We start from the raw sequence: 19,166 nt of genomic DNA, 5'->3' as shown, positions 1-19,166 counted from the left end.
TCCCCCACAGTCAAAGCCACAGTCAAAGACGGCTTTCGATCCATTCGGCCAGACGGTAGGCATCGAAGTGGAAATCCTCCGTGCCGAGGAAAGGCGGCGTGCTGCGGTAGCGGCGGTAGGCGCCGTAATCGTCGTCGATGGCCAGGATGGCGTCGATGGCCTCCTCGTCGGAGGAGTATCGCGACACGTCGATGAAGCTGCCGGCCGCGACATCGCGCAGGACGCCGGGATCGCCCCAATAGAGCGGCACCGCTCCGGCCTGGAAAGCGTCCAGGATCTTCTCGGTCAGATAGCCGGGATGGCTTGCGTTCTCGAAGGCGAAGGCGAAGCGGTAGCGGGAGAACACCCGGATCTTCGGCAGCCACCCCATCTTCACCACGCTGCCGGTGTTGTTCAGCAGCCAGCCCACCGAGTCGACATGGCGCCGGGCGCCGAGCATGTGGAAGAAGTCGTTGCGGCGGGCGCAGTTGGGGTTCTTGTAGAGGAAGGCGCAGAATTTCCGCTCTGCGGCGTCCTCCCGCGTCGGCGGCACGGGCGGCAGCACGGGCTGGCAGAAATACGGCGCCGCCCCTTCGCGCAGATGGTCGTAGGCATGCACGACGTAAAGCGGCAGGCGGAAATGCCGGGGATCGTCGATGCGGTCGAACGACACCGACATGTCGATGCCGTCGAGCGGCGGCCGCACATTCTCCCCGGTGAAGAACATCGACCGGGCCGTCCGTATCTCCCGGGGACCGGTGCCGAACACCGAGACGATGGCGAGGTCGCTGTCGTTCTCGACCACGGACACCTGGAAGCGGGCGGACAGGATTTCGACGAAGAAGTTCGCCGATGGATCGAACTCGGGCCAGAAATCGAAGAAGGCGACCTTCAGGTTCGGCTTGGCACCCCGTCGTCCGCCGTCCGGCCCCTGCAGAAGGAAGCGGTCCAGAACCGCCGGATCCCTGTTGCGGGTGTCGAGGAACTCCGACAGGAAGACGCCGGTCCGCTGGTCGATCATGCCGAAGACGCTCCCGCGCGTTCTTGAGTGCCGCGAGCGGCCCGCGCCGCGGACAAGCTCGGCGGACACACCGTAATTTTGCCGCCGCCGGGTTGCCAGCGGTAATTTCGGAAGGCGATGCCGAGGGGACTTCCGCCCGGCGAAGCCGGTTCGCGGTTGCACACGGCGCATGTGAGCGGTCCTTGACCGCACGGCCCGCGCCGCTAATATCCGGCGCCATGGACGTCTCCTTGCGGATCCCGATGATGATGCGCGCTCCTGCGCATCGCGCGCGAATTACCGGCCCGGCTCTCTGAGGAGGGCCGGGATAGAGACCTGCTGTGTTCCGGGTGGCCTCATCGCCGCCCGACGGTGATGCTTTCCCCCAGGGATCCGATATGACCCGCGATTACAAATCGACCGTCTTCCTGCCCCGCACCGACTTCCCCATGCGCGGCGGCCTGCCGACCAAGGAGCCCGAGCTGCTGAAGCGCTGGGCCGAGATGGACCTGTTCGGCAAGCTGCGCGCCGGCGCCAAGGGCCGCAAGAAGTTCGTGCTGCATGACGGCCCGCCCTATGCCAACGGCAACATCCACATCGGCCACGCCGTCAACAAGATCCTGAAGGACGTCATCGTCCGCTTCCGCCAGATGCAGGGCTTCGACGCCGACTATGTCCCCGGGTGGGACTGCCACGGCCTGCCCATCGAGTGGAAGATCGAGGAGAAGTACCGCAAGGCCGGCAAGAACAAGGATGACGTGCCACTCATCCAGTTCCGCGCCGAATGCCGCCAGTTCGCCGAGGAATGGGTCGGCATCCAGGCCGCCGAGTTCCGCCGCCTGGGCGTGGAGGGCGACTGGAAGCAGCCCTACGCCACCATGACCTTCCCGGCCGAGGCGCAGATCGTCCGCGAGATCCACAAGTTCGCGGTGAACGGCAGCCTGTACAAGGGCTTCAAGCCGGTGATGTGGTCGGTGGTCGAGAAGACCGCGCTGGCCGATGCCGAGGTCGAATACCACGACCACACATCCACCACCGTCTTCGCCCGCTTCCCCGTCTGGGGATCGTCGGCGCCGGAGGTGGACGAGGCCAGCATCGTCATCTGGACGACCACCCCCTGGACCCTGCCGGGCAACCGCGCCATCGCCTATGGCGACGAGATCGAATACGCGACCTTCAAGGTCACGGCGGTCGCCGAGGGCAGCAAGGCCGTGGTCGGCGAGCGCCTCGTGCTCGCCACCGCGCTTGCCGAAAGCGTGCTGAAGGAGACCGGCATCACCGAGTGGAAGCAGTTGCACCGCTTCCCCGGCTCACGGCTCGCCGGCACCTATTGCCGCCACCCGCTGAACGGCAAGGGCTACGACTTCAAGGTGCCGCTGCTGGCCGGCGACTTCGTGACGACCGACGCCGGTTCGGGCTTCGTCCACATCGCCCCCGGCCATGGCGAGGACGACTTCCGCCTGGGCCAGGCCAACGGCATCGAGGTGCCGCAGACGGTGGGCGAGGACGGGCGCTACTACGCCCATGTGCCGCTGTTCGCCGGGCTGGCCGTCTACACCGACCAGGGCAAGACCGGCCCGGCCAACAAGGCGGTGCTGGAGGCGTTCGAGGAAGCCGGGTCGCTGCTGGCCAGCAACCGCATCAAGCACAGCTATCCGCACAGCTGGCGCTCCAAGGCGCCGCTGATCTTCCGCACCACGCCGCAATGGTTCATCTCGATGGAGACGAACGACCTGCGCAAGGTGGCGCTGCAGGCGATCTCCGACACCCGCTGGGTCCCGTCGCAGGGCGAGAACCGCATCCGCTCGATGATCGAGAGCCGGCCTGACTGGTGCATCAGCCGCCAGCGCGCCTGGGGCGTGCCGATCGCGCTGTTCGTCCGCAAGTCGACCGGCGAGATCCTGCGCGACGAGGCGGTGTTCGCCCGCATCGCCGACATCTTCCAGCAGGAGGGCGCCGACGCCTGGTTCGCCCGCGACCCGCAGGACTTCCTCGGCAACAGCTATTCCGCCGACGAGTTCGAGCAGGTCCGGGACATCGTCGACGTCTGGTTCGAGTCGGGATCCTCGCACGCCTTCGTGCTGGAACAGCGGCTGGAGGAGCTGGCCTGGCCGGCCGACCTCTATCTGGAGGGCTCCGACCAGCATCGCGGCTGGTTCCACTCCTCGCTGCTGGAAAGCTGCGGAACCCGCGGCCGGGCGCCCTACAACGCGGTGCTGACCCACGGCTTCGTGCTCGACGAGCAGGGCCGCAAGATGTCCAAGTCGCTGGGCAACGTGGTGGCCCCGCAGGAGGTCTGCGACCAGTATGGCGCCGACATCCTGCGCCTGTGGATCATCAACTCCGACTATTCGGAGGATCTTCCGCATCGGCAAGGAGATCATCAAGACCCAGGCAGACCTATACCGCCGCCTGCGCAACACGCTGCGCTACCTGCTGGGCGCGCTGGCCGACTACAGCCCGGCCGAGCGGATCGACGCCGCCGAGATGCCGGAGCTGGAGCGCTGGGTCCTGCACCGCCTGTCGGAGCTGGACACGCTGGTCCGCGAGAAGGTCGAGGCCTACGACTTCCACGCCCTGTTCGTCGCCCTGCACAACTTCTGTGCGGTGGAGCTGTCGGCCTTCTATTTCGACGTCCGCAAGGACAGCCTCTATTGCGATCCGGTCGATTCGGTGCGCCGCCGGTCGGTGCGGACGGTGATGGAGCATCTGTTCTCCAACCTGACCGCCTGGCTCGCGCCCATCCTCTGCTTCACCGCGGAAGAGGCGTGGCTGGCCCGGCCGGCCGGCTTGACGGAGGGATCGGGCTGGACCGACGAGAGCGTGCATCTGCGCGGCTTCCCGGAGGTGCCGGCGGAATGGCGCAACGACGATCTGGCCGCCAAGTGGGAGGCGGTGCGCACCGTCCGCCGCGTCGTCACCGGCGCCCTGGAGCTTGAGCGCGCCAACAAGACCATCGGCTCGTCCCTCCAGGCCGATCCGACGGTCTTCGTTGACGCCGCGACCAAGGCCCTGCTGGCCGATGTCGATTTCCAGGACGTCTGCATCACCTCGGCCATCGAGGTGACGGACGCCGCGGCGCCGGAGGGGGCCTTCACCCTGCCCGACGTCCCCGGCATCGCCGTCGCCCCGGCTCTGGCCGAAGGTGAAAAGTGCGAACGCTGCTGGAAGGTGTTGGAGGAGGTCGGCACGGTCCACGACCATCCGACGCTCTGCATCCGCTGCTCCGACGCGGTGGCATGAGGAACGTCGTCACAATCGCGGCTCTATCCCCTCTCCCCCCGCTCTCGCGCAAACTTCGTTTGCGCTGACGCGACAAGCGGACCTCCGGTCCGCCGAAAGCGGGGAGAGGGTTAGGGTGAGGGGGGTCCGCCTGCCGGACGCTCCTCGCCGCGCCTCCCCCTCCCCCCGACTCTCTCCCCGGAGGGGAGAGGAAGGATGTATGGCCGCATGAACGCCTTCGTCGCCAACCAATCCCGGTCCTACTGGCTGTTCGGGCTGATCGTCGCCGTCCTGGTGGTGGTCCTCGACCAGGGCAGCAAGTGGTGGATCCTCGAGCAGGTCATGCAGCCGGTGCCGCATGTCATCGAGGTGACCCCCTTCTTCAACCTCGTGCTGGTGTGGAACTACGGCGTCAGCTTCGGCACCTTCGCCAGCGGCGGGGCGCTGATGCCCTACATCCTGAGCGCCATCGCGGCGGTGATCGCCGTCTGCCTGGTCTTCTGGCTGCGGCAGGCGGAACGACGCCTGATCGCCCTGGCGCTGGGCTTCATCATCGGCGGGGCGGTCGGCAACGTGGCCGACCGGATGCTGCACGGGGCGGTGGTCGATTTCCTCGATTTCCATGTCGGCGGCTGGCATTTCTGGGCCTTCAACGTCGCCGACAGCGGAATCAGCGTCGGCGTCGTGCTGCTGCTGATCGACGGACTGTTCGCGGGCCGCGAAAAGTCGTAAGAGTTCCGTCGCCGGTGGCGCTATAACCACCGGCGAGCGCTGACCCAAGCGGCCTCGACCTTCGGGCCGGGTCGCTACGACGTGACAGACGACGGGATCCTCCGAACGTGACCAGCATCTCCTCCGCCCTCTCCTTCCCCCGGACTCGGCTCCCGCTCATCGGGCTGGCGCTTGCGGCGTTGACGCTCGCCGGCTGCTCGGATGTGCGCCGGTCCATCGGTCTCGACCGCCAGAGCCCCGACGAATTCTCCGTCGTTTCCCGCGCTCCGCTGACCCTGCCGCCCAGCATGCAGGACCTGCCGAAGCCGCGTCCGGGTGCCGCCCGTCCGCAGGACAGCACCCCGACCCAGATGGCCGCCGGCGCCGTGTTCGGCGGCTCCTCGCGCGGCGCCAAGGCTGCGGCCGGCGCGACGGCGGGCGAGAAGTCGCTGGTCGCCCAGGCTTCGGCCCGCGACGGCATCGACCCGAACATCCGCGCCAAGGTCGATCAGGAAACCACCCAGCTGATCGTCGCCGACAAGAGCTGGATCGATTCGCTCCTGTTCTGGCAGACCCAGCAGCAGCCCTTCTCCGTCGTCGACCCGGGCAAGGAGCAGCAGCGCCTGCGTGAGGCCCAGGCCCAGGGCAAGGCGCTGGACGGCGCCGCCACCCCGACGATCGAGCGCAAGCGCAAGGCGCCGCTGGAAGGCCTGTTCTAAGCCCGGCCCGTTCCTCCGGTCTTGTCCAAGACGCGACATCACACCAGTTTCCGGGGGCGTCCTTCCCAGCGAAGGGCGCCCTTTCGATTCGGTCCTCCTGATCCGGGAGCCCTCATGCCCGCCTGCATTCCAGCCCGCCGCCTCGCCGCGGCAGGTCTCCTCGCCCTGACGATGACCGTCGCGGCCCCCCTGGCGCCGAGTCCGCTCGGGCTCCAGCCCGCCCATGCGGCGGAAAAAGGGGTGTTCTTCCCCGAGAGCTTCACCCTGTCCAACGGCATGCAGGTGGTGGTGATCCCGAACCACCGCGTGCCGGTCGTGACCCATATGGTCTGGTACAAGGTGGGCGCCGCCGACGAGGAGCGCGGCCAGTCCGGCATCGCCCATTTCCTCGAACATTTGATGTTCAAGGGGACCGATGCGATCCAGCCCGGCGAGTTCAGCCGGATCGTCGCCAAGAATGGCGGGCGCGACAACGCCTTCACCAGCTACGACTACACCGCCTATTACCAGAACGTCGCCCGCGACCGGCTGGAGATGGTGATGCGGATGGAGTCGGACCGCATGGCCAACCTGAAGCTGACCGACGCGGTGGTCTATCCCGAACGCAACGTCATCATCGAAGAGCGGCGCCAGCGCATCGAGAACGAGCCGGCCGACCGCATCGGTGAGCAGATCAACGCCACCCTCTTCGTCCACCACCCCTACGGCACCCCGGTGATCGGCTGGCCGCAGGAGATGTCGGCGCTGACGCGGGAGATGGCCGAGCGCTTCTACAAGACGTGGTACACGCCCAACAACGCCATCCTGGTGGTGTCCGGCGACGTCACCGCGGCGGAGCTGAAGCCGCTGGCCGAGCGCTATTACGGCGCCATCGCCGCCCGGCCGGTGCCGGAGCGCAAGCGGGTCACCGAGCCGCCGCTGACCTCCTCCCGCCAGGTGGTCCTGCGTGACGACGAGGTGCGGCAGCCCTCGGTCCGCCGCATCTGGACCGCACCGTCCTACCGCCTCGACCAGACCGGCCAGGCCTATGCCTTGCAGGTGCTGGCCGAGATCATGAGCGGCGGCACCACCTCGCGCCTCTACCGCAGCCTGGTGGTGGATCAGAAGGTGGCGACCTCGGCCTGGCTCGGCTATGGACCGACCGCCTGGGACATGGCGACGCTGAGCGTCGGCGCCAGCCCGGCCGCCGGCGTGCCGATGGACAAGCTCGAATCGGCTCTGTGGTCCGAGGTCGACAAGCTGCTGAAAACCGGCGTGACGGAGGAGGAGGTCGCCACCGCGCGCAAGCGCATGCTGGCCTCGGCGGCCTATGCCCGCGACAGCCTGACCGGGCCGGCCCAGACGCTGGGTGCGGCGCTCGCCACCGGCCAGAGCATCGACGACGTGGAAAGCTGGCCGGTGCGCATCGACGCCGTCACCGCCGATCAGGTCAACGCCGCCGCCCGCGCCGTGCTGAGCCAGACCAACCACGTCACCGGCCTGCTGCTGCCCCCGACCGGAAAGGACAGTTGAGGATGAGCGTGTTTCACGATGTTTCATCCGCCCGCGGACTTCCCTCCGTCCGCCTGGCGGTCGTGGCGTTCTTCCTGACGGCCACCGCCCTTCTCTCCCCGCCCAGGCCATGGACATCAAGCGGGTGGTCAGCCCCGGCGGGATCGAGGCTTGGCTGGTCGAGGACCATAAGGTGCCGGTCGTGGCGCTGGAATGGGTCTTCGACGGGGCCGGCGGCTCCGACCCCAAGGGCAAGGACGGGCTGGCGTATCTCGCCTCCGCCATGCTGGACGAAGGCGCCGGTCCCTACGATTCGCAGACCTTCCAGGCGCGTCTACAGGACAAGGCCATCGCACTCGGCTTCGAGTCCGGGCGCGATGGCTTCAGCGGGTCCATGCGCACCCTGGCCGACAACCGCGACGAGGCGCTGGAACTGACCCGGCTTGCCCTGACCGAGCCGCATTTCGCGCCCGAGGCGCTCGACCGCATGCGCGCCTCCGTGATGGCCAGCCTGAAGCGCGACCTCGCCGATCCCAATTACGTCGCGCGGCGGCAGTTCTACGCCACCGCCTTCCCCGACCACCCCTATGGCGGCGAGACTCGCGGCAGCCTGGACAGCCTGCCGGCCATCACGCCCGACGACCTGCGCGCCTTCGTGAAGAGCCAGTTCGGCCGCGACCGGCTGGTGGTGGCGGCGACCGGCGACATCTCGCCGGAGGACCTCGGCAAGGCGCTGGACACGGTGTTCGGCGGGCTGCCGGCCAAGACCGAGGCGAAGCCGATCCCCGAAGTGACGATGTCCGGGCTGGGCCAGACCATCCTGCTGCCGCGCCCGACGGCGCAAACAGTGATGCTGATGGGTCAGCCCGGGGTGAAGCGCGACGATCCCGACTGGTACGCCGCCACGGTGATGAACTATGTGCTGGGCGGCGGCGGCTTCGGTTCGCGCCTGATGGAAGAGGTGCGCGAGAAGCGCGGGCTCAGCTATGGCGTCTACAGCTACCTGATCCCGATGGACCACACCGCGCTGGTGATGGCCGGCGGTTCCACCGTCAACGCCAAGGCGGGTCAGGCGCTGGACATCATGCGCCAGGAGTGGGCGCGCATGGCCAAGGATGGGTTGAGCGACCAGGAGATGGCCGACGCCAAGACCTACCTGACCGGCTCCTTCCCGCTGCAGCTCGGCTCGACCCAGGCCATCGCCCGCATCCTGTTGCAGGTGAAGCGCGACAATCTCGGCATCGACTACCTGAACCAGCGCGACCGCTACATAAACGCGGTGTCGCAGGCCGACATCAAGCGCGTCGCCCAACGCCTGCTCGACCCGGCCAAGCTGCTGACCGTGCTGGTCGGCAAGCCGGAGGGCGTGACGCCGACGCGGACCATCGAAGGCGGAAGCTGAGCGACCTCCGAGTGACCTGGGGGCGTCGGCTGACGACGCCCCCAGCTTCCCCTCCCCTCACGCCAAATCCGGCTGGCTCCCCGGAAAACGCGGATCGCTCGGATCGACCGGGCTGCCCGGCACCTTGCCGGGAATGATCCCGACCTGATCGGGCCGCGCGGCATCGTCGCGGTCGCGCTGTTCCTCACGCTCTTCCAAAGGCGGGGCAACGGGCTTGTCCGACATGCTGTCCTCCTGTTGAAACGTCCCTGATCGACAACACCCGACCGCCCCGCCGGGTTGCACCCCTGGCCGCCCCGCATAGGCCGATAAGCAGCGCCGACCGCCGCGTTTTGGCCCGTGGCCGTGGCTGGCGGTCGGTGTTAGGCTCCGCACGCCCCGCAAGATGGGCCGCGTCAAAGGACCGCTGACGTCAAGGAGTCCAAAGCATCATGACCGCGCTGACCCGTTCCCCCGCCTGGGCGGCTCTCGCCCACCACCGCCAGGACATGGCCGGCACGCACATGCGTGACCTGTTCGCCGCCGATCCCGGCCGGTTCAAAGCCTTCTCCATGGAAGCCGCGGGGCTGTTCCTCGACTATTCGAAGAACCGCATCACCCAGGACACGGTCCGCCTGCTGCTCGACCTCGCCCGCCAGCAGGATGTCGAGGGCGCGCGTGCCCGCATGTTCGGCGGTGAGCCGATCAACCTGACGGAAAAGCGCGCGGTCCTGCACACCGCCCTGCGCAACCGCTCCGACCGCGCCGTAACCGTCGATGGCCGCGACGTGATGCCGGGTGTGCGTGCGGTGCTGGAGCGGATGGACGCCTTCGCCAACTCGGTGCGCGACGGCGAGTGGCGCGGCTACACCGGCCAGCCGATCACCGACGTGGTGAACATCGGCATCGGCGGCTCCGACCTCGGCCCCGTCATGGCGACGGAGGCGCTGAAGCCCTTCGCCCACGCCCATGTGGCGCTGCATTACGTCTCCAACGTCGACGGCACCCATCTGGCCGAGCAGTTGAAGTGGCTGGATCCTGAGACGACCCTGTTCGTCATCGCCTCCAAGACCTTCACGACGCAGGAGACGCTGACCAACGCGCATTCCGCCCGCCGCTGGTTCCTGGAGACCGCGCAGGACGAGGCGCATGTCGCCAAGCATTTCGTCGCCGTCTCCACCAACGAGGCGGAGGTGCGCAAGTTCGGCATCGACCCGGCCAACATGTTCGGCTTCTGGGACTGGGTCGGCGGCCGCTATTCGCTGTGGTCGGCCATCGGCCTGCCGATCATGATCGCCATCGGCCCGGAGCGCTTCGCCGAGATGCTGGCCGGCGCCCATGCGATGGACGAGCATTTCCAGACCGCGCCGCTCGAACGCAACATGCCGGTGCTGATGGCCCTGCTGGGCGTCTGGTACCGCAATTTCTGGGACGCCTCGTCCTACGCGGTGCTGCCCTACGACCAGTATCTGCACCGGTTCCCCGCCTATCTCCAGCAGCTGGACATGGAGAGCAACGGCAAGTCGGTGACCCGCGGCGGCGAGCCGGTGGACTACCAGACCGGCCCGGTGCTGTTCGGCGAGCCCGGCACCAACGGCCAGCACGCCTTCTACCAGCTGATCCACCAGGGCACCTCGCTGATCCCCTGCGACTTCGTGGCGGCGGCGACCAGCCACAATCCCATCGGGGCCGAGGCCGGCGCCCATCACCGCATCCTGCTGTCCAACGTCTTCGCCCAGGCCGAGGCGTTGATGCGCGGCAAGACCGCCGACGAGGTGCGGGCGGAGATGGCCAAGGCCGGCAAGCCGGCGGATGAGGTCGAGGCCCTGGTCCCCCACCGCGTCTTCCCCGGCAACCGCCCGTCCAACACCATCCTGATGGAAAGCCTGACCCCGGCGACGCTGGGCGCCCTGATCGCGCTGTACGAGCACAAGGTGTTCGTCCAGGGCATCGTCTGGGACATCAACAGCTTCGACCAGTGGGGCGTGGAGTTGGGCAAGCAGTTGGCCAACTCCATCCTGCCGGAGATGGAGACCGGTCCGGCCGATGGAGCGCATGACAGCTCCACCACAGGACTGATGGCGTGGTGGCGGGCGCATCGGTGAGGCACGGCCCGGCTTACGCTGAATAATTGTATGTGTGCGAACGCAATCGGGCGGGATAACCTTCCCCCGATGGCGTTCGGAACATTGTGGCAGCGTTTTGGTTGAGGAGGGAAATGGTCTTTGCACCAACCCTCGCAACCGGAGCAGCCCCATGTCCACCCGCTTACGCCTCGCCATCCTGATCTACGGCATGATCCAGGGTGTGGTCTTCGGCATCGGCACCGTCCTGGTCCTGGGCATACCCAGCTTTTCCGAACAGGCGATGACGCTGATGCCGACCGTGGTGATCCTCAGCGTCATCCTTGCCGCTCCCATCGCCTGGTTCATGGCGCCTCGTCTGCGGCTGCGTTTCTGGCAGCAACGGGAACGGCAACAGGCCCCGCGCCGCGTCACCCTGTCCTGACCGCTCAGCCTGCCGCTTCTTCCGCGACCATGGCGAACAGCCAGTCGCGGAAGAATCGCGTGTTGGCGGAGGCATCGCATGGAGCAGCGCCTCCGCGCAGGCTCTCAATTATCTCAAAGACTCTCCACCCTGACGGTTAAAACAGCTGTCAGGCGAATAGAGAATCCCAAGTGTTATAAACACTGGCCATCCACCCAGTATACTGCGTCCCATTCACGAACGCATACTCAACAGTTCCCACCCCATTGTATCCAGTATTTGTTGTCTGGGATTGGATGATGACTCCGTTATCGAAGCTCCCGTCGTCCAACTCCCCCGGCTTGTAAATGTAAAGCGTGGACCTGTCATCCCCAAATGTTAATTGCAGATTTGTCGTCACATTTGCAAAATACATTATATCCTGATTATTTATATCAGAACTCGTTGCATCATTTATAAGTGTAATCCCTGGAGCAGAAAAATCATGGTAATAGAGATCATTCCCTGCCCCTCCCTGTAAAGCATCGGCGAAACCGAAGCCGGGGTCAGTACCTCCGCCAATCAGCGTATCGTCTCCATCTCCACCATAAAGAGCGTCGCGTCCAGGGCCGCCATCCAAACTATCGTTACCCAGATCGCCCCAAAGCCAGTCATCACCATATTGACCGTATAATCTGTCATTTCCCAAATGACCGTTCAGACGATCATTGCCGTCGCCTCCAAGCAGGGTATCTGCCCCGGTCCATCCGACGACGGTGTCGTTTCCAGCTTTTGCATCAACAAACCAGTCGCCGACTTGCGAGCCGGACGTAGGCACCTGAAAGGAATTGTCTTTTTCGTTCAAAGCCATCGAGAAGGGCATGGCCGACACCCAGCTTTTAAAGCTGTGAGATGCAAAAATCTTCAATTTATTAACGATATTGTCAAATAGAAAATAAAATTGGAAAGGTAAGTTATTGAATACTTTACACCTTAAGCATTGGCAATCCTCTTGATGCGCCAGTTTTTCGTGCGTACTATCGGGAAAGAATGCACCGAGAGGCTGTGAGATGACGACGATCACTGGGTCTCAAATTCTGCTCGACGCAACCACTGGCATGGTCAAACCCACCGGTGCATCCGCACGCCCCTCGACCGCCATTGCCTCCCAGGCACCACGCCCGCCTCTTACGGATATTGTGGAGTTGTCCGATGCTGCGCGCCTGAAAATGGGGCGTGAGATGCCGACGGCCCTGTCGGCCGAACGAGATCAGGAGATCCGGCGGGTCGGCGCCGCGATTCCGGCAATGACCGACTGGGCCAATGCGACAAGCGACTATATGGGAAAGGCTGCCGACGCATTTCGCGCTGCGTTCGGCTTGTCCGACAGTGTCTCGATCGCCACTGGCGGTGCTGGAACGGCCATGATGGACGCCATTGCCGCCAGCAAGGGGATCGCCAAGCCCAAACCGCCATCCATACTGGCTGAAGCGGGTGAGAGCGAGGTTGGAGCGACTGCAGAAGACCGCAAGGCCGGCACAGGCTACATCGGGTTGAGCATCACCGATCGGCAGGATTCGCGGTTTGGCCAGAAGCTTGATATCGCGTTCAATCGCAGCACCGGGATCGCATCGGAGGCGATGAGGCTGGTGCGGTTGGATGATCGGCAGGGCGCCGGCGCGCTGGCCCTGACCATGCGTACCGGACCACTGGCCAAGCTGCTGCCATCCGACGGTGGAGATGATACCAGCATGTTTGCGGTTACCGATGGCGGCTCAGGGCCGAATGCAAAGGTTGCGGCGGCGATCCGTTCCGTCGGCATGGACGATGCGGCGACTTCCGCGCTTGCAATCATCAAGGCGGTCGGCCGTTACTTACCCGGCTCGACCGGTGACGGCACCGGCAGCCAATAAAGGGAAGTTCTGGAACCAACGACGACAGGAGTTCCATCTCCTGTCTCCAGCCCGCCCATTCAGGTCGCCGCCTCTTCCGCGACCATGGCGAACAGCCAGTCGCGGAAAGCGCGCATGGTCGGCGTCTCCGGCCGCGACTTCAACGAGGTCAGCCAATAGGCGCCCTTGCAGACGGTGACGGCGAAGGGCTGTTCGATCAGCCCCACGGCGAGCGGTCGGCGGAACATCGCCACCGGAGCCAGTGCCACCCCGGCCCCCTGGATCGCCGCCTCCACCATCAGGGAGGAGGAGTCGAAGACCGGCCCCTTGACCGGCGGCATCGCCGCCGGTTCCACCCCGGCGGCGGCGAACCAGCCCGGCCATTCGTCAGACCGGTAGGAGCGCAGCAGGGTCTCGTGCCCGACATCGGCGGGTTCGCGCAGCCGCCGGGAAATCTCCGGCGCGCACAGCACCGACAGCGGCGCATCGAACAGATGGACAGCCTCGGTGCCGTGCCACGCGCCGTCACCGAAGCGGATGGCGAAGTCCAGCCCCTCCGCCGCGATGTCGACGCGGTTGTTGTTGGTGGACAGGCGCAGATCGACGAAGGGATGCGCCTCGCGGAAGCGCGTCAGCCGCGGCAGCAGCCAGCCGACGGCGAAAGTGCCGACGGCACCGACCGTCAGAACCTCGCGGAACCGCCCGCCCTCGAACTGGTCGAGCAGACCGCCGATGCGGTCGAACGCCTCCTCCAGCGTCGGCAGCAGCGCCCTCCCCTCGTCGGTCAGGGCGAGGCCGCGCGGCAGGCGATGGAACAGGCTGGCGCCCAGCCGCTCCTCCAGCAGCTTGACCTGATGGCTGACGGCGGCCTGGGTCACGCACAGCTCGATGGCCGCGCGGGTGAAGCTGAGATGCCGCGCCGACGCCTCGAAGGCACGCAGGGCGTTCAGCGGCAGATAGGGGCGGACCAAAATTTCCCCCGGACGATGCGTGATGCCGGAGGGGGTGCTAGCACCGAATGGGGACTGGCTCCAGGGGGATGTGGGGAGCGTCAGCCGACGCTCCCCACAAATCGCTCACCGCCCCGTCAGCACCTTGCGGGTGTGCAGAGCGATCATCCGTTCCTCGTCGGTCGGGATGACATAGACCGGCAGGCGGCTGCCGGGGGCCGAGATCTTCGTCGCGTTCGCCTCGTTGGCCGCGGCATCGATGTCCACCCCCATCCAGGCCAGCTTGTCTCCGACCCGCGCCCGCACCGGAGCGGAGCGCTCGCCGATGCCGGCGGTGAACACCAGCGCGTCCACACCACCCATCGAGGCGGACAGCGCGCCGGTCTCCTTGGCGATGCGGAAGCAGAACAGCTCGACCGCCTCCTGCGCATGCGGGTCGCTGCTGTCCAGCAGGGCACGCATGTCGTTGGAGATGCCGGACACGCCGAGCAGGCCGGACTTGTTGTACAGCATCTTCTCGATGGCGCCGGCGTCCATGCCCTTGCGCATCAGGTAGATCAGCACGCCGGGGTCGATGGTGCCGCAGCGGGTGCCCATCGGCAGGCCGTCCAGCGCGGTGAAGCCCATGGTGCTGTCGACGCTGCGCCCGCCATGGATGGCGCACATGCTGGCGCCGCTGCCGAGATGGGCGACGACGACCCGCGAATCACCCAACTCCGGCGCGATCTCCGGCAGGCGGCGGGCGATATACTCGTAGGACAGGCCGTGGAAGCCGTAGCGCCGCACGCCCTCCTCGGTCAGTTCCCGCGGAATGGCGAAGGTCTGGGCCTGCCAGGGCTGGTTGCGGTGGAAGGCGGTGTCGAAGCAGGCGACCTGCGGCAGCTCCGGGTGTGCCTCGGCCAACGCGCGGATGGCGGCGAGGTTGTGCGGCTGGTGCAGCGGGGCGAGCGGGACCAGACCGTCCAACTCGTCCAGCACGGCGGGGGTCAGCAGCACCGGGGCGGCATGGCGGACGCCGCCATGCACCACCCGGTGGCCGGCGGCGATCAGCGTCGCCCCCTCCAGCCGCTCCTCGATCCAGTCGAGCAGGTAGGACAGCAGAGCGGTGCGGTCGCTGGCCTCGCCGGCACCCCAGCTCTTTTCCGCGAGAGGGCGGCGCTGGGCGTCCTTGGCCTCGAACACCGGCTGGGTGCCGATGCCCGAGATCTGGCCGTTGATGGTGACCACCGGATCCCCGCCGCCATGATCCCGGAAGACCGAGAATTTCAGGCTGGAGGAGCCGGCATTGATGACGAGGATCGCGTTGGACATTGCCCCTGCCCTCCTTACTCGGCCGCGGCGGCGGCACCGCGGCGGCGCGCGGCGGCAGACAGGACGGCCACGGCGCAGGAGGCCAGACGGGTGCGCACATTGTCGGCGCGGCTGGTCAGGATGATCGGCACGCGGGCACCGAGCACGATGCCGGCGGCGTCGGCATGGGCCAGGAAGGACAGCTGCTTGGCCAGCATGTTGCCGGCCTCCAGGTCGGGAACCAGCAGGATGTCGGCCTGACCGGCCACCTCGGACTTGATGCCCTTGGTGATGGCCGCCTCGCGGCTGATGGCGTTGTCGAAGGCCAGCGGGCCGTCGAGGATGCCGCCGGTGATCTGGCCGCGGTCGGCCATCTTGCAGAGTGCCGCCGCCTCCAGCGTCGAGGGGATCTTGGTGTTGATGGTCTCCACCGCCGACAGGATGGCGACGCGCGGCACCTCGACCCCCAGCACCTTGGCGAGGTCGATGGCGTTCTGCACGATGCTGACCTTGTCCTCCAGCGTCGGGTAGATGTTGATCGCCGCATCGGTGATCAGCAGCGGCCGCGGGTAGGTCGGGACGTTCATCACGAAGACGTGGCTGAGGCGGCGGCCGGTGCGCAGGCCGGTCTCCTTCCTCACCACCTCGCCCATCAGCTCGTCGGTGTGCAGGCTGCCCTTCATCACCGCCTCGCACTCGCCGGTGCGGGCAAGCCGCACGCCGGTCTCGGCGGAGGCATGGCTGTGGGCGACGTCGACGATGCGGTAGCGCGAGATGTCGAGGCCACAGGCGTCGGCGACCGACCGGATCTTCGATTCCGGACCGACCAGCACCGGGTCGATCAGGTTCGCTTCGGCAGCCTCGACGGCGCCGCGCAGCGAGCTTTCGTCGCAGGGATGGACGACGGCGGTCGGCACCGGTGGCAGCGACTCGCACTTCTTCAGCATCAGCTCGTGGCCGTCATGGCGGATCACCTGCACCTGCGGCAGTTCCGCCTGGGCGCGGCACACCTTCTCGGTCGGGGCGATCACCTCGGCCACGCCGGTCGCAACCGTCCGGCCGTCCTGGTTGATGCACAGGCAGTCGAACACCACCGTCTTGCGCGTCGCGTCCTTCGACTTGGCGGTGACGGTCACGGTGACGATGTCGCCCAGCAGGACCGGACGTTCAAAGCGCAAATCCTGGCCGACATAGACGGTGCCGGGGCCGGGCAGCAGGGTGCCGAGGACAGCGGAGATCAACGAGCCCGACCACATGCCATGGCCGACCACCTTGTGGTCGACGGCGTAATCCTCGTCCACATGGGACGGGTTGAGGTCGCCGGACACCGTCGCGAACAGCTCGATGTCGGACATGGTCAGACGGCGCGACAGGCTCGCCTGCTGGCCGATGCGGATTTCCTCGAACGTGACGTTTTCGATCATGGGGCTGCCGTTCTTGCCGGTCGGAACGATGCCGCTGCGACCCGCCGGGGCGGCGGAGGGGGCGGCGATGGCGGTGTCCATACTAGAATGCTCCTGAAAAGGATCGCGGCGCCCGACCAACGGACCCCGCCGGAATGGCGAAGATCCGAATGCCGGTGACCGGACCGGATGCCCGTTAACCGGGGCATCCGTCGCGGCGGCAGGCCGTATCCTCCCAAGTCCGGTTCCCGTCGCCGCCGGCGCCCTTGCCGGGCAGGCCATGGCGACCGGCCGAACTCCGTCTTGTTGGGTTCCTTAGAAACGGAACCTTCGCTTTCCAAGCTTTTCCAAAGGACTGTGCTTGTGCGCAAGCAATAGCCCCTATGGCGAAGGCGCCCAATGACCTACATCAATAAAGTTGCCAAGCCATTGTTGCAGTTGGGTTACTGGGATCGTTTCGGCTCAGTGAGCAGACGCAGCATAACCGAAACTTGCGCAGACCATGACGGGAAAAGCGGACCAGCCTGCGGAACTGCCCCCATTGCGCGCTGCGGAATGCTGGCAGACGGCGGACCGCTCAGTCGGCGGCGGCACAGCAGGAGCATTGCTGTGCCACGACCGGAATGCTGACGGCGAACATGGTGCCGTGCCCCACCCGCGACCGCACGGTGACGGGATGGTCCAGCATCTCGGCCATGCGGCGGACGATCGACAGTCCCAGGCCGAGCCCGCGTCCGCTGTCGCGCTGGTCGGTGCCGCAGCGGTAGAAATCCTCGAAGATCGCGGCCATTTCCGCCTCGGCGATCCCGGGACCGGTGTCCCACACCTCGATGGACAGGCGCATCCCGCCATCGGCGGTGGACCGGCGCCGGCAGCCCAGCAGGATCCGCCCTTCGGTGGTGTAGCGCAGGGCGTTGACCAGCAGGTTGCGCACCATCCGCTCCAGCAGGATCGGATCGCTCTTCACGCGGAGGGAACAGGGGACCATCCGCAGCAGAAGCCCGCGGTCGATGGCCTGATCGCCGATCTCCACCGCCAGACGGCTCAGGATGTCCTGCACGTCAAATTCGACGACCCGCGGCTTGACGTTGCCGACCTCCAGCGCGGAGGTGTCGAGCAGGGTGGACAGCAGCGTGTTGCCGGCGGTCAGCGCCTCTCCCAGCTTGTTCGCCACCTCCACCTGATGGGGATCGTCCAGCTTTGACATCAGGATGTGGTGGAACAGGCTCATCGCCTGGAAGGGTTGGCGCAGGTCGTGGCTGGCGGCGGCCAGAAAGCGGCTCTTGGCCTGGTTGGCCCGCTCCGCCTCGGCATGGGCGCGCGCCAGCGCCTCGCGGATGTCGGCCGATTCCGTCACGTCGATGGCGGCGCAGATGACGCCGGCCACCGCACCCGTCTCGTCCCGCATCGGCTCGACCGACAGGTCGAGCACCCGTCGGAAGCCGAAACAGGTCAGCTCCAGTTCGCACCGCGTCCCGACGCCGCTGTCCATCACCGCCCGTTTGAGTTCGACCGTCCGTGCCGCTTCCTCCGCCGGAAACAGGTCGCCGTCTGTCCGGCCGATCATGCGCTCCGGATGCAGGTCCATCCGCGGACAGTAGATCCAGAGGTGCCGCAGATCCCGGTCCTGGCTGAACAGCGTCACCTTGGAATAGCGCAGAGCCATCCGGAACCGCTCCTCGCTCTCGCGCAGGGCACGGGCCATGGCGGCGCGGGCGCGTGCCTCCGTCTGGAGCAAACGCCGGGTCCTCCCCTCGCGCAGGACATAGGCAGTGCTGCCGGCAGTCAGCAGAAGGCCGCCGATCAGCATCGTCCAGGCCAGCCGGTCTTCCACGCTGAACAGCCGCGCCGGAACTCGGAACCACATAGAGCCGCCACACCCGGCCGCCATAGGCGATGTCGCGGACGATGGCGTACGGCGCCGCCGGGCCGGTCAGCTGCTCCACGGTGAGGGCATCGACCGGTGGGTGCGGCAGTTCGCCGGGACGGCCGATCGCCCCTTCGGCGGCCAGCAGCCGCGGTGTTCCGGAGGTCGTCTGGCCCGGCGGCTCCAGCAGATAGGCATCGCCGACGGTCAGCCCGACCCGGCGGACCGAATTGCGCAGCAGCTGCCCGACATCGAAGCTGGTCCACAGGAAGCCGGTCAGCGCATCGCAGACGAGGCGTCCACCGGCATAGGGACGGCCGTCGTCGGGATCGACCTCGCGGGAATAGACCGGCAGATAGATCAGCACGGACTTCCTGCCCTGCTCCGACCTCAGCGGCTCGCCGCCGGCCGCGACGATGCGGTTGGCGGTGCAGGAGCGGGCCAGCACGTCGCGCTGGCCGGGCAGGGTGGCCATGTCCAATCCGACCAGCCCGGCGGCAGACCGCGGTTCGGCCAGCACAGTGACGAACCGGGCGGCGGCAAGCTGCCCGGCGGAAGAATCGCTGGCGCCGCCGTCGGACTCCGCGCTTCCCCCGCCACCGGCGGTGCGGACGGCGAAGGAACTGTGGCCCGCCGCGCGCATCGCACGCTCCAACAACGGGACGTCCCGTTCGGCGATCCGGCGCGCCCAGGCGACGGCATGCAAATTGGGGTAGAGCGGCAGCAGCGGCTCGACGGCCGATGCGAAGCTCACCTCCGTGACTGGAGCCGGGCCGGCCATCGGACCGCTGAGCG

14 protein-coding genes and 2 pseudogenes are annotated in these 19,166 nt (G+C 66.8%); 8 read left to right on the top strand and 8 right to left on the bottom strand.

Annotation, left to right across the window (positions count from 1 at the left end; genetic code table 11):
- Window positions 1–22: 22 nt before the first annotated feature.
- Window positions 23–1,000 carry a glycosyltransferase family 10 domain-containing protein gene (locus tag ACWPN3_RS27210; protein ID WP_492240113.1) on the bottom strand — a complete coding sequence of 326 codons (978 nt, stop codon included), beginning with the start codon at window positions 998–1,000 and terminating at the stop codon, window positions 23–25.
- Between the two features lie 377 nt (window positions 1,001–1,377).
- On the opposite strand from ACWPN3_RS27210, the pseudogene ileS reads away from it, so the two are divergent.
- The 5 genes and pseudogenes from ileS (at window position 1,378) to ACWPN3_RS27185 (ending at window position 8,524) form a co-directional block, all read left to right on the top strand.
- Window positions 1,378–4,222 (top strand): annotated as a pseudogene (gene ileS, locus ACWPN3_RS27205) (isoleucine--tRNA ligase).
- 207 nt (window positions 4,223–4,429) lie between these two features.
- Window positions 4,430–4,933: a signal peptidase II gene (gene lspA / locus ACWPN3_RS27200; protein ID WP_109452580.1), complete on the top strand. Its 504-nt coding sequence runs from the start codon at window positions 4,430–4,432 to the stop codon at window positions 4,931–4,933.
- 107 nt (window positions 4,934–5,040) lie between these two features.
- Window positions 5,041–5,631: a DUF3035 domain-containing protein gene (locus tag ACWPN3_RS27195; RefSeq protein ID WP_109445330.1), complete on the top strand. Its 591-nt coding sequence runs from the start codon at window positions 5,041–5,043 to the stop codon at window positions 5,629–5,631.
- A 114-nt stretch (window positions 5,632–5,745) separates the two neighbouring features.
- A complete protein-coding gene (locus tag ACWPN3_RS27190) occupies window positions 5,746–7,143 on the top strand; it encodes a M16 family metallopeptidase (RefSeq protein WP_492240111.1) in 1,398 nt (465 codons plus the stop codon).
- Between the two features lie 109 nt (window positions 7,144–7,252).
- Window positions 7,253–8,524, top strand: a complete 1,272-nt coding sequence (locus ACWPN3_RS27185) for a M16 family metallopeptidase (RefSeq protein ID WP_492261845.1) — start codon at window positions 7,253–7,255, stop codon at window positions 8,522–8,524.
- A gap of 57 nt (window positions 8,525–8,581) precedes the next feature.
- On the opposite strand, the gene ACWPN3_RS27180 is transcribed toward ACWPN3_RS27185, so the two are convergent.
- A complete protein-coding gene (locus ACWPN3_RS27180; protein ID WP_199237545.1) occupies window positions 8,582–8,749 on the bottom strand; it encodes a hypothetical protein in 168 nt (55 codons plus the stop codon).
- Between the two features lie 206 nt (window positions 8,750–8,955).
- Here ACWPN3_RS27180 and pgi point away from each other — a divergent pair, with 206 nt between their 5' ends.
- Both pgi and ACWPN3_RS27170 read left to right on the top strand, forming a co-directional pair.
- A complete protein-coding gene (gene pgi, locus ACWPN3_RS27175; RefSeq protein WP_492240109.1) occupies window positions 8,956–10,608 on the top strand; it encodes a glucose-6-phosphate isomerase in 1,653 nt (550 codons plus the stop codon).
- A gap of 151 nt (window positions 10,609–10,759) precedes the next feature.
- Entirely contained in the window at window positions 10,760–11,011 is a 252-nt protein-coding gene (locus ACWPN3_RS27170) for a hypothetical protein (RefSeq protein ID WP_109445327.1), read from the top strand.
- Window positions 11,012–11,159: 148 nt separating this feature from the next.
- Here the strand turns inward: ACWPN3_RS27170 and ACWPN3_RS27165 are convergent, their stop codons facing one another.
- Window positions 11,160–12,053 (bottom strand): calcium-binding protein, encoded by an 894-nt coding sequence (locus ACWPN3_RS27165; protein WP_492240108.1) that lies wholly within the window; start codon window positions 12,051–12,053, stop codon window positions 11,160–11,162.
- On the opposite strand from ACWPN3_RS27165, the gene ACWPN3_RS27160 reads away from it, so the two are divergent.
- The gene (locus ACWPN3_RS27160; RefSeq protein ID WP_492240107.1) at window positions 12,040–12,882 is read left to right on the top strand and encodes a hypothetical protein; all 843 of its coding nucleotides are present in this window, start codon (window positions 12,040–12,042) and stop codon (window positions 12,880–12,882) included. The two genes, ACWPN3_RS27165 and ACWPN3_RS27160, sit on opposite strands and share 14 nt — an antisense overlap.
- Window positions 12,883–12,941: 59 nt before the next feature.
- Here the strand turns inward: ACWPN3_RS27160 and ACWPN3_RS27155 are convergent, their stop codons facing one another.
- From ACWPN3_RS27155 to ACWPN3_RS27135, 5 genes and pseudogenes are all read right to left on the bottom strand, one after another.
- The gene (locus tag ACWPN3_RS27155; RefSeq protein WP_492240106.1) at window positions 12,942–13,832 is read right to left on the bottom strand and encodes a LysR substrate-binding domain-containing protein; all 891 of its coding nucleotides are present in this window, start codon (window positions 13,830–13,832) and stop codon (window positions 12,942–12,944) included.
- A gap of 105 nt (window positions 13,833–13,937) precedes the next feature.
- Window positions 13,938–15,122, bottom strand: a complete 1,185-nt coding sequence (locus ACWPN3_RS27150) for an acetate/propionate family kinase (RefSeq protein WP_492240105.1) — start codon at window positions 15,120–15,122, stop codon at window positions 13,938–13,940.
- A gap of 14 nt (window positions 15,123–15,136) precedes the next feature.
- Window positions 15,137–16,525, bottom strand: a complete 1,389-nt coding sequence (locus ACWPN3_RS27145; protein ID WP_109452576.1) for a bifunctional enoyl-CoA hydratase/phosphate acetyltransferase — start codon at window positions 16,523–16,525, stop codon at window positions 15,137–15,139.
- A 556-nt stretch (window positions 16,526–17,081) separates the two neighbouring features.
- The gene (locus tag ACWPN3_RS27140; RefSeq protein WP_492261844.1) at window positions 17,082–18,371 is read right to left on the bottom strand and encodes a sensor histidine kinase; all 1,290 of its coding nucleotides are present in this window, start codon (window positions 18,369–18,371) and stop codon (window positions 17,082–17,084) included.
- Window positions 18,372–18,651: 280 nt separating this feature from the next.
- Window positions 18,652–19,152: pseudogene (locus ACWPN3_RS27135) on the bottom strand (CHASE domain-containing protein); the annotation flags it as partial.
- Between the last annotated feature and the right edge of the window lie 14 nt (window positions 19,153–19,166).

It is taken from the genome of Azospirillum sp. UENF 111221 (assembly GCF_058780625.1).
The sequence above is the reverse complement of the archived record's forward strand: the minus strand, read 5'-3'. Positions and strand labels throughout refer to the sequence as shown.

Excerpts from the sequence above, each read along its gene's own strand:
- ACWPN3_RS27210 (WP_492240113.1), bottom strand. The coding sequence starts at position 1,000 with ATGATCGACCAGCGGACCGGCGTCTTCCTGTCGGAGTTCCTCGACACC.
- lspA (WP_109452580.1), top strand. The coding sequence starts at position 4,430 with ATGAACGCCTTCGTCGCCAACCAATCCCGGTCCTACTGGCTGTTCGGG.
- ACWPN3_RS27190 (WP_492240111.1), top strand. The coding sequence starts at position 5,746 with ATGCCCGCCTGCATTCCAGCCCGCCGCCTCGCCGCGGCAGGTCTCCTC.
- ACWPN3_RS27185 (WP_492261845.1), top strand. The coding sequence starts at position 7,253 with ATGGACATCAAGCGGGTGGTCAGCCCCGGCGGGATCGAGGCTTGGCTG.
- ACWPN3_RS27180 (WP_199237545.1), bottom strand. The coding sequence starts at position 8,749 with ATGTCGGACAAGCCCGTTGCCCCGCCTTTGGAAGAGCGTGAGGAACAG.
- pgi (WP_492240109.1), top strand. The coding sequence starts at position 8,956 with ATGACCGCGCTGACCCGTTCCCCCGCCTGGGCGGCTCTCGCCCACCAC.
- ACWPN3_RS27170 (WP_109445327.1), top strand. The coding sequence starts at position 10,760 with ATGTCCACCCGCTTACGCCTCGCCATCCTGATCTACGGCATGATCCAG.
- ACWPN3_RS27160 (WP_492240107.1), top strand. The coding sequence starts at position 12,040 with ATGACGACGATCACTGGGTCTCAAATTCTGCTCGACGCAACCACTGGC.
- ACWPN3_RS27150 (WP_492240105.1), bottom strand. The coding sequence starts at position 15,122 with ATGTCCAACGCGATCCTCGTCATCAATGCCGGCTCCTCCAGCCTGAAA.
- ACWPN3_RS27145 (WP_109452576.1), bottom strand. The coding sequence starts at position 16,525 with ATGATCGAAAACGTCACGTTCGAGGAAATCCGCATCGGCCAGCAGGCG.
- ACWPN3_RS27140 (WP_492261844.1), bottom strand. The coding sequence starts at position 18,371 with ATGTGGTTCCGAGTTCCGGCGCGGCTGTTCAGCGTGGAAGACCGGCTG.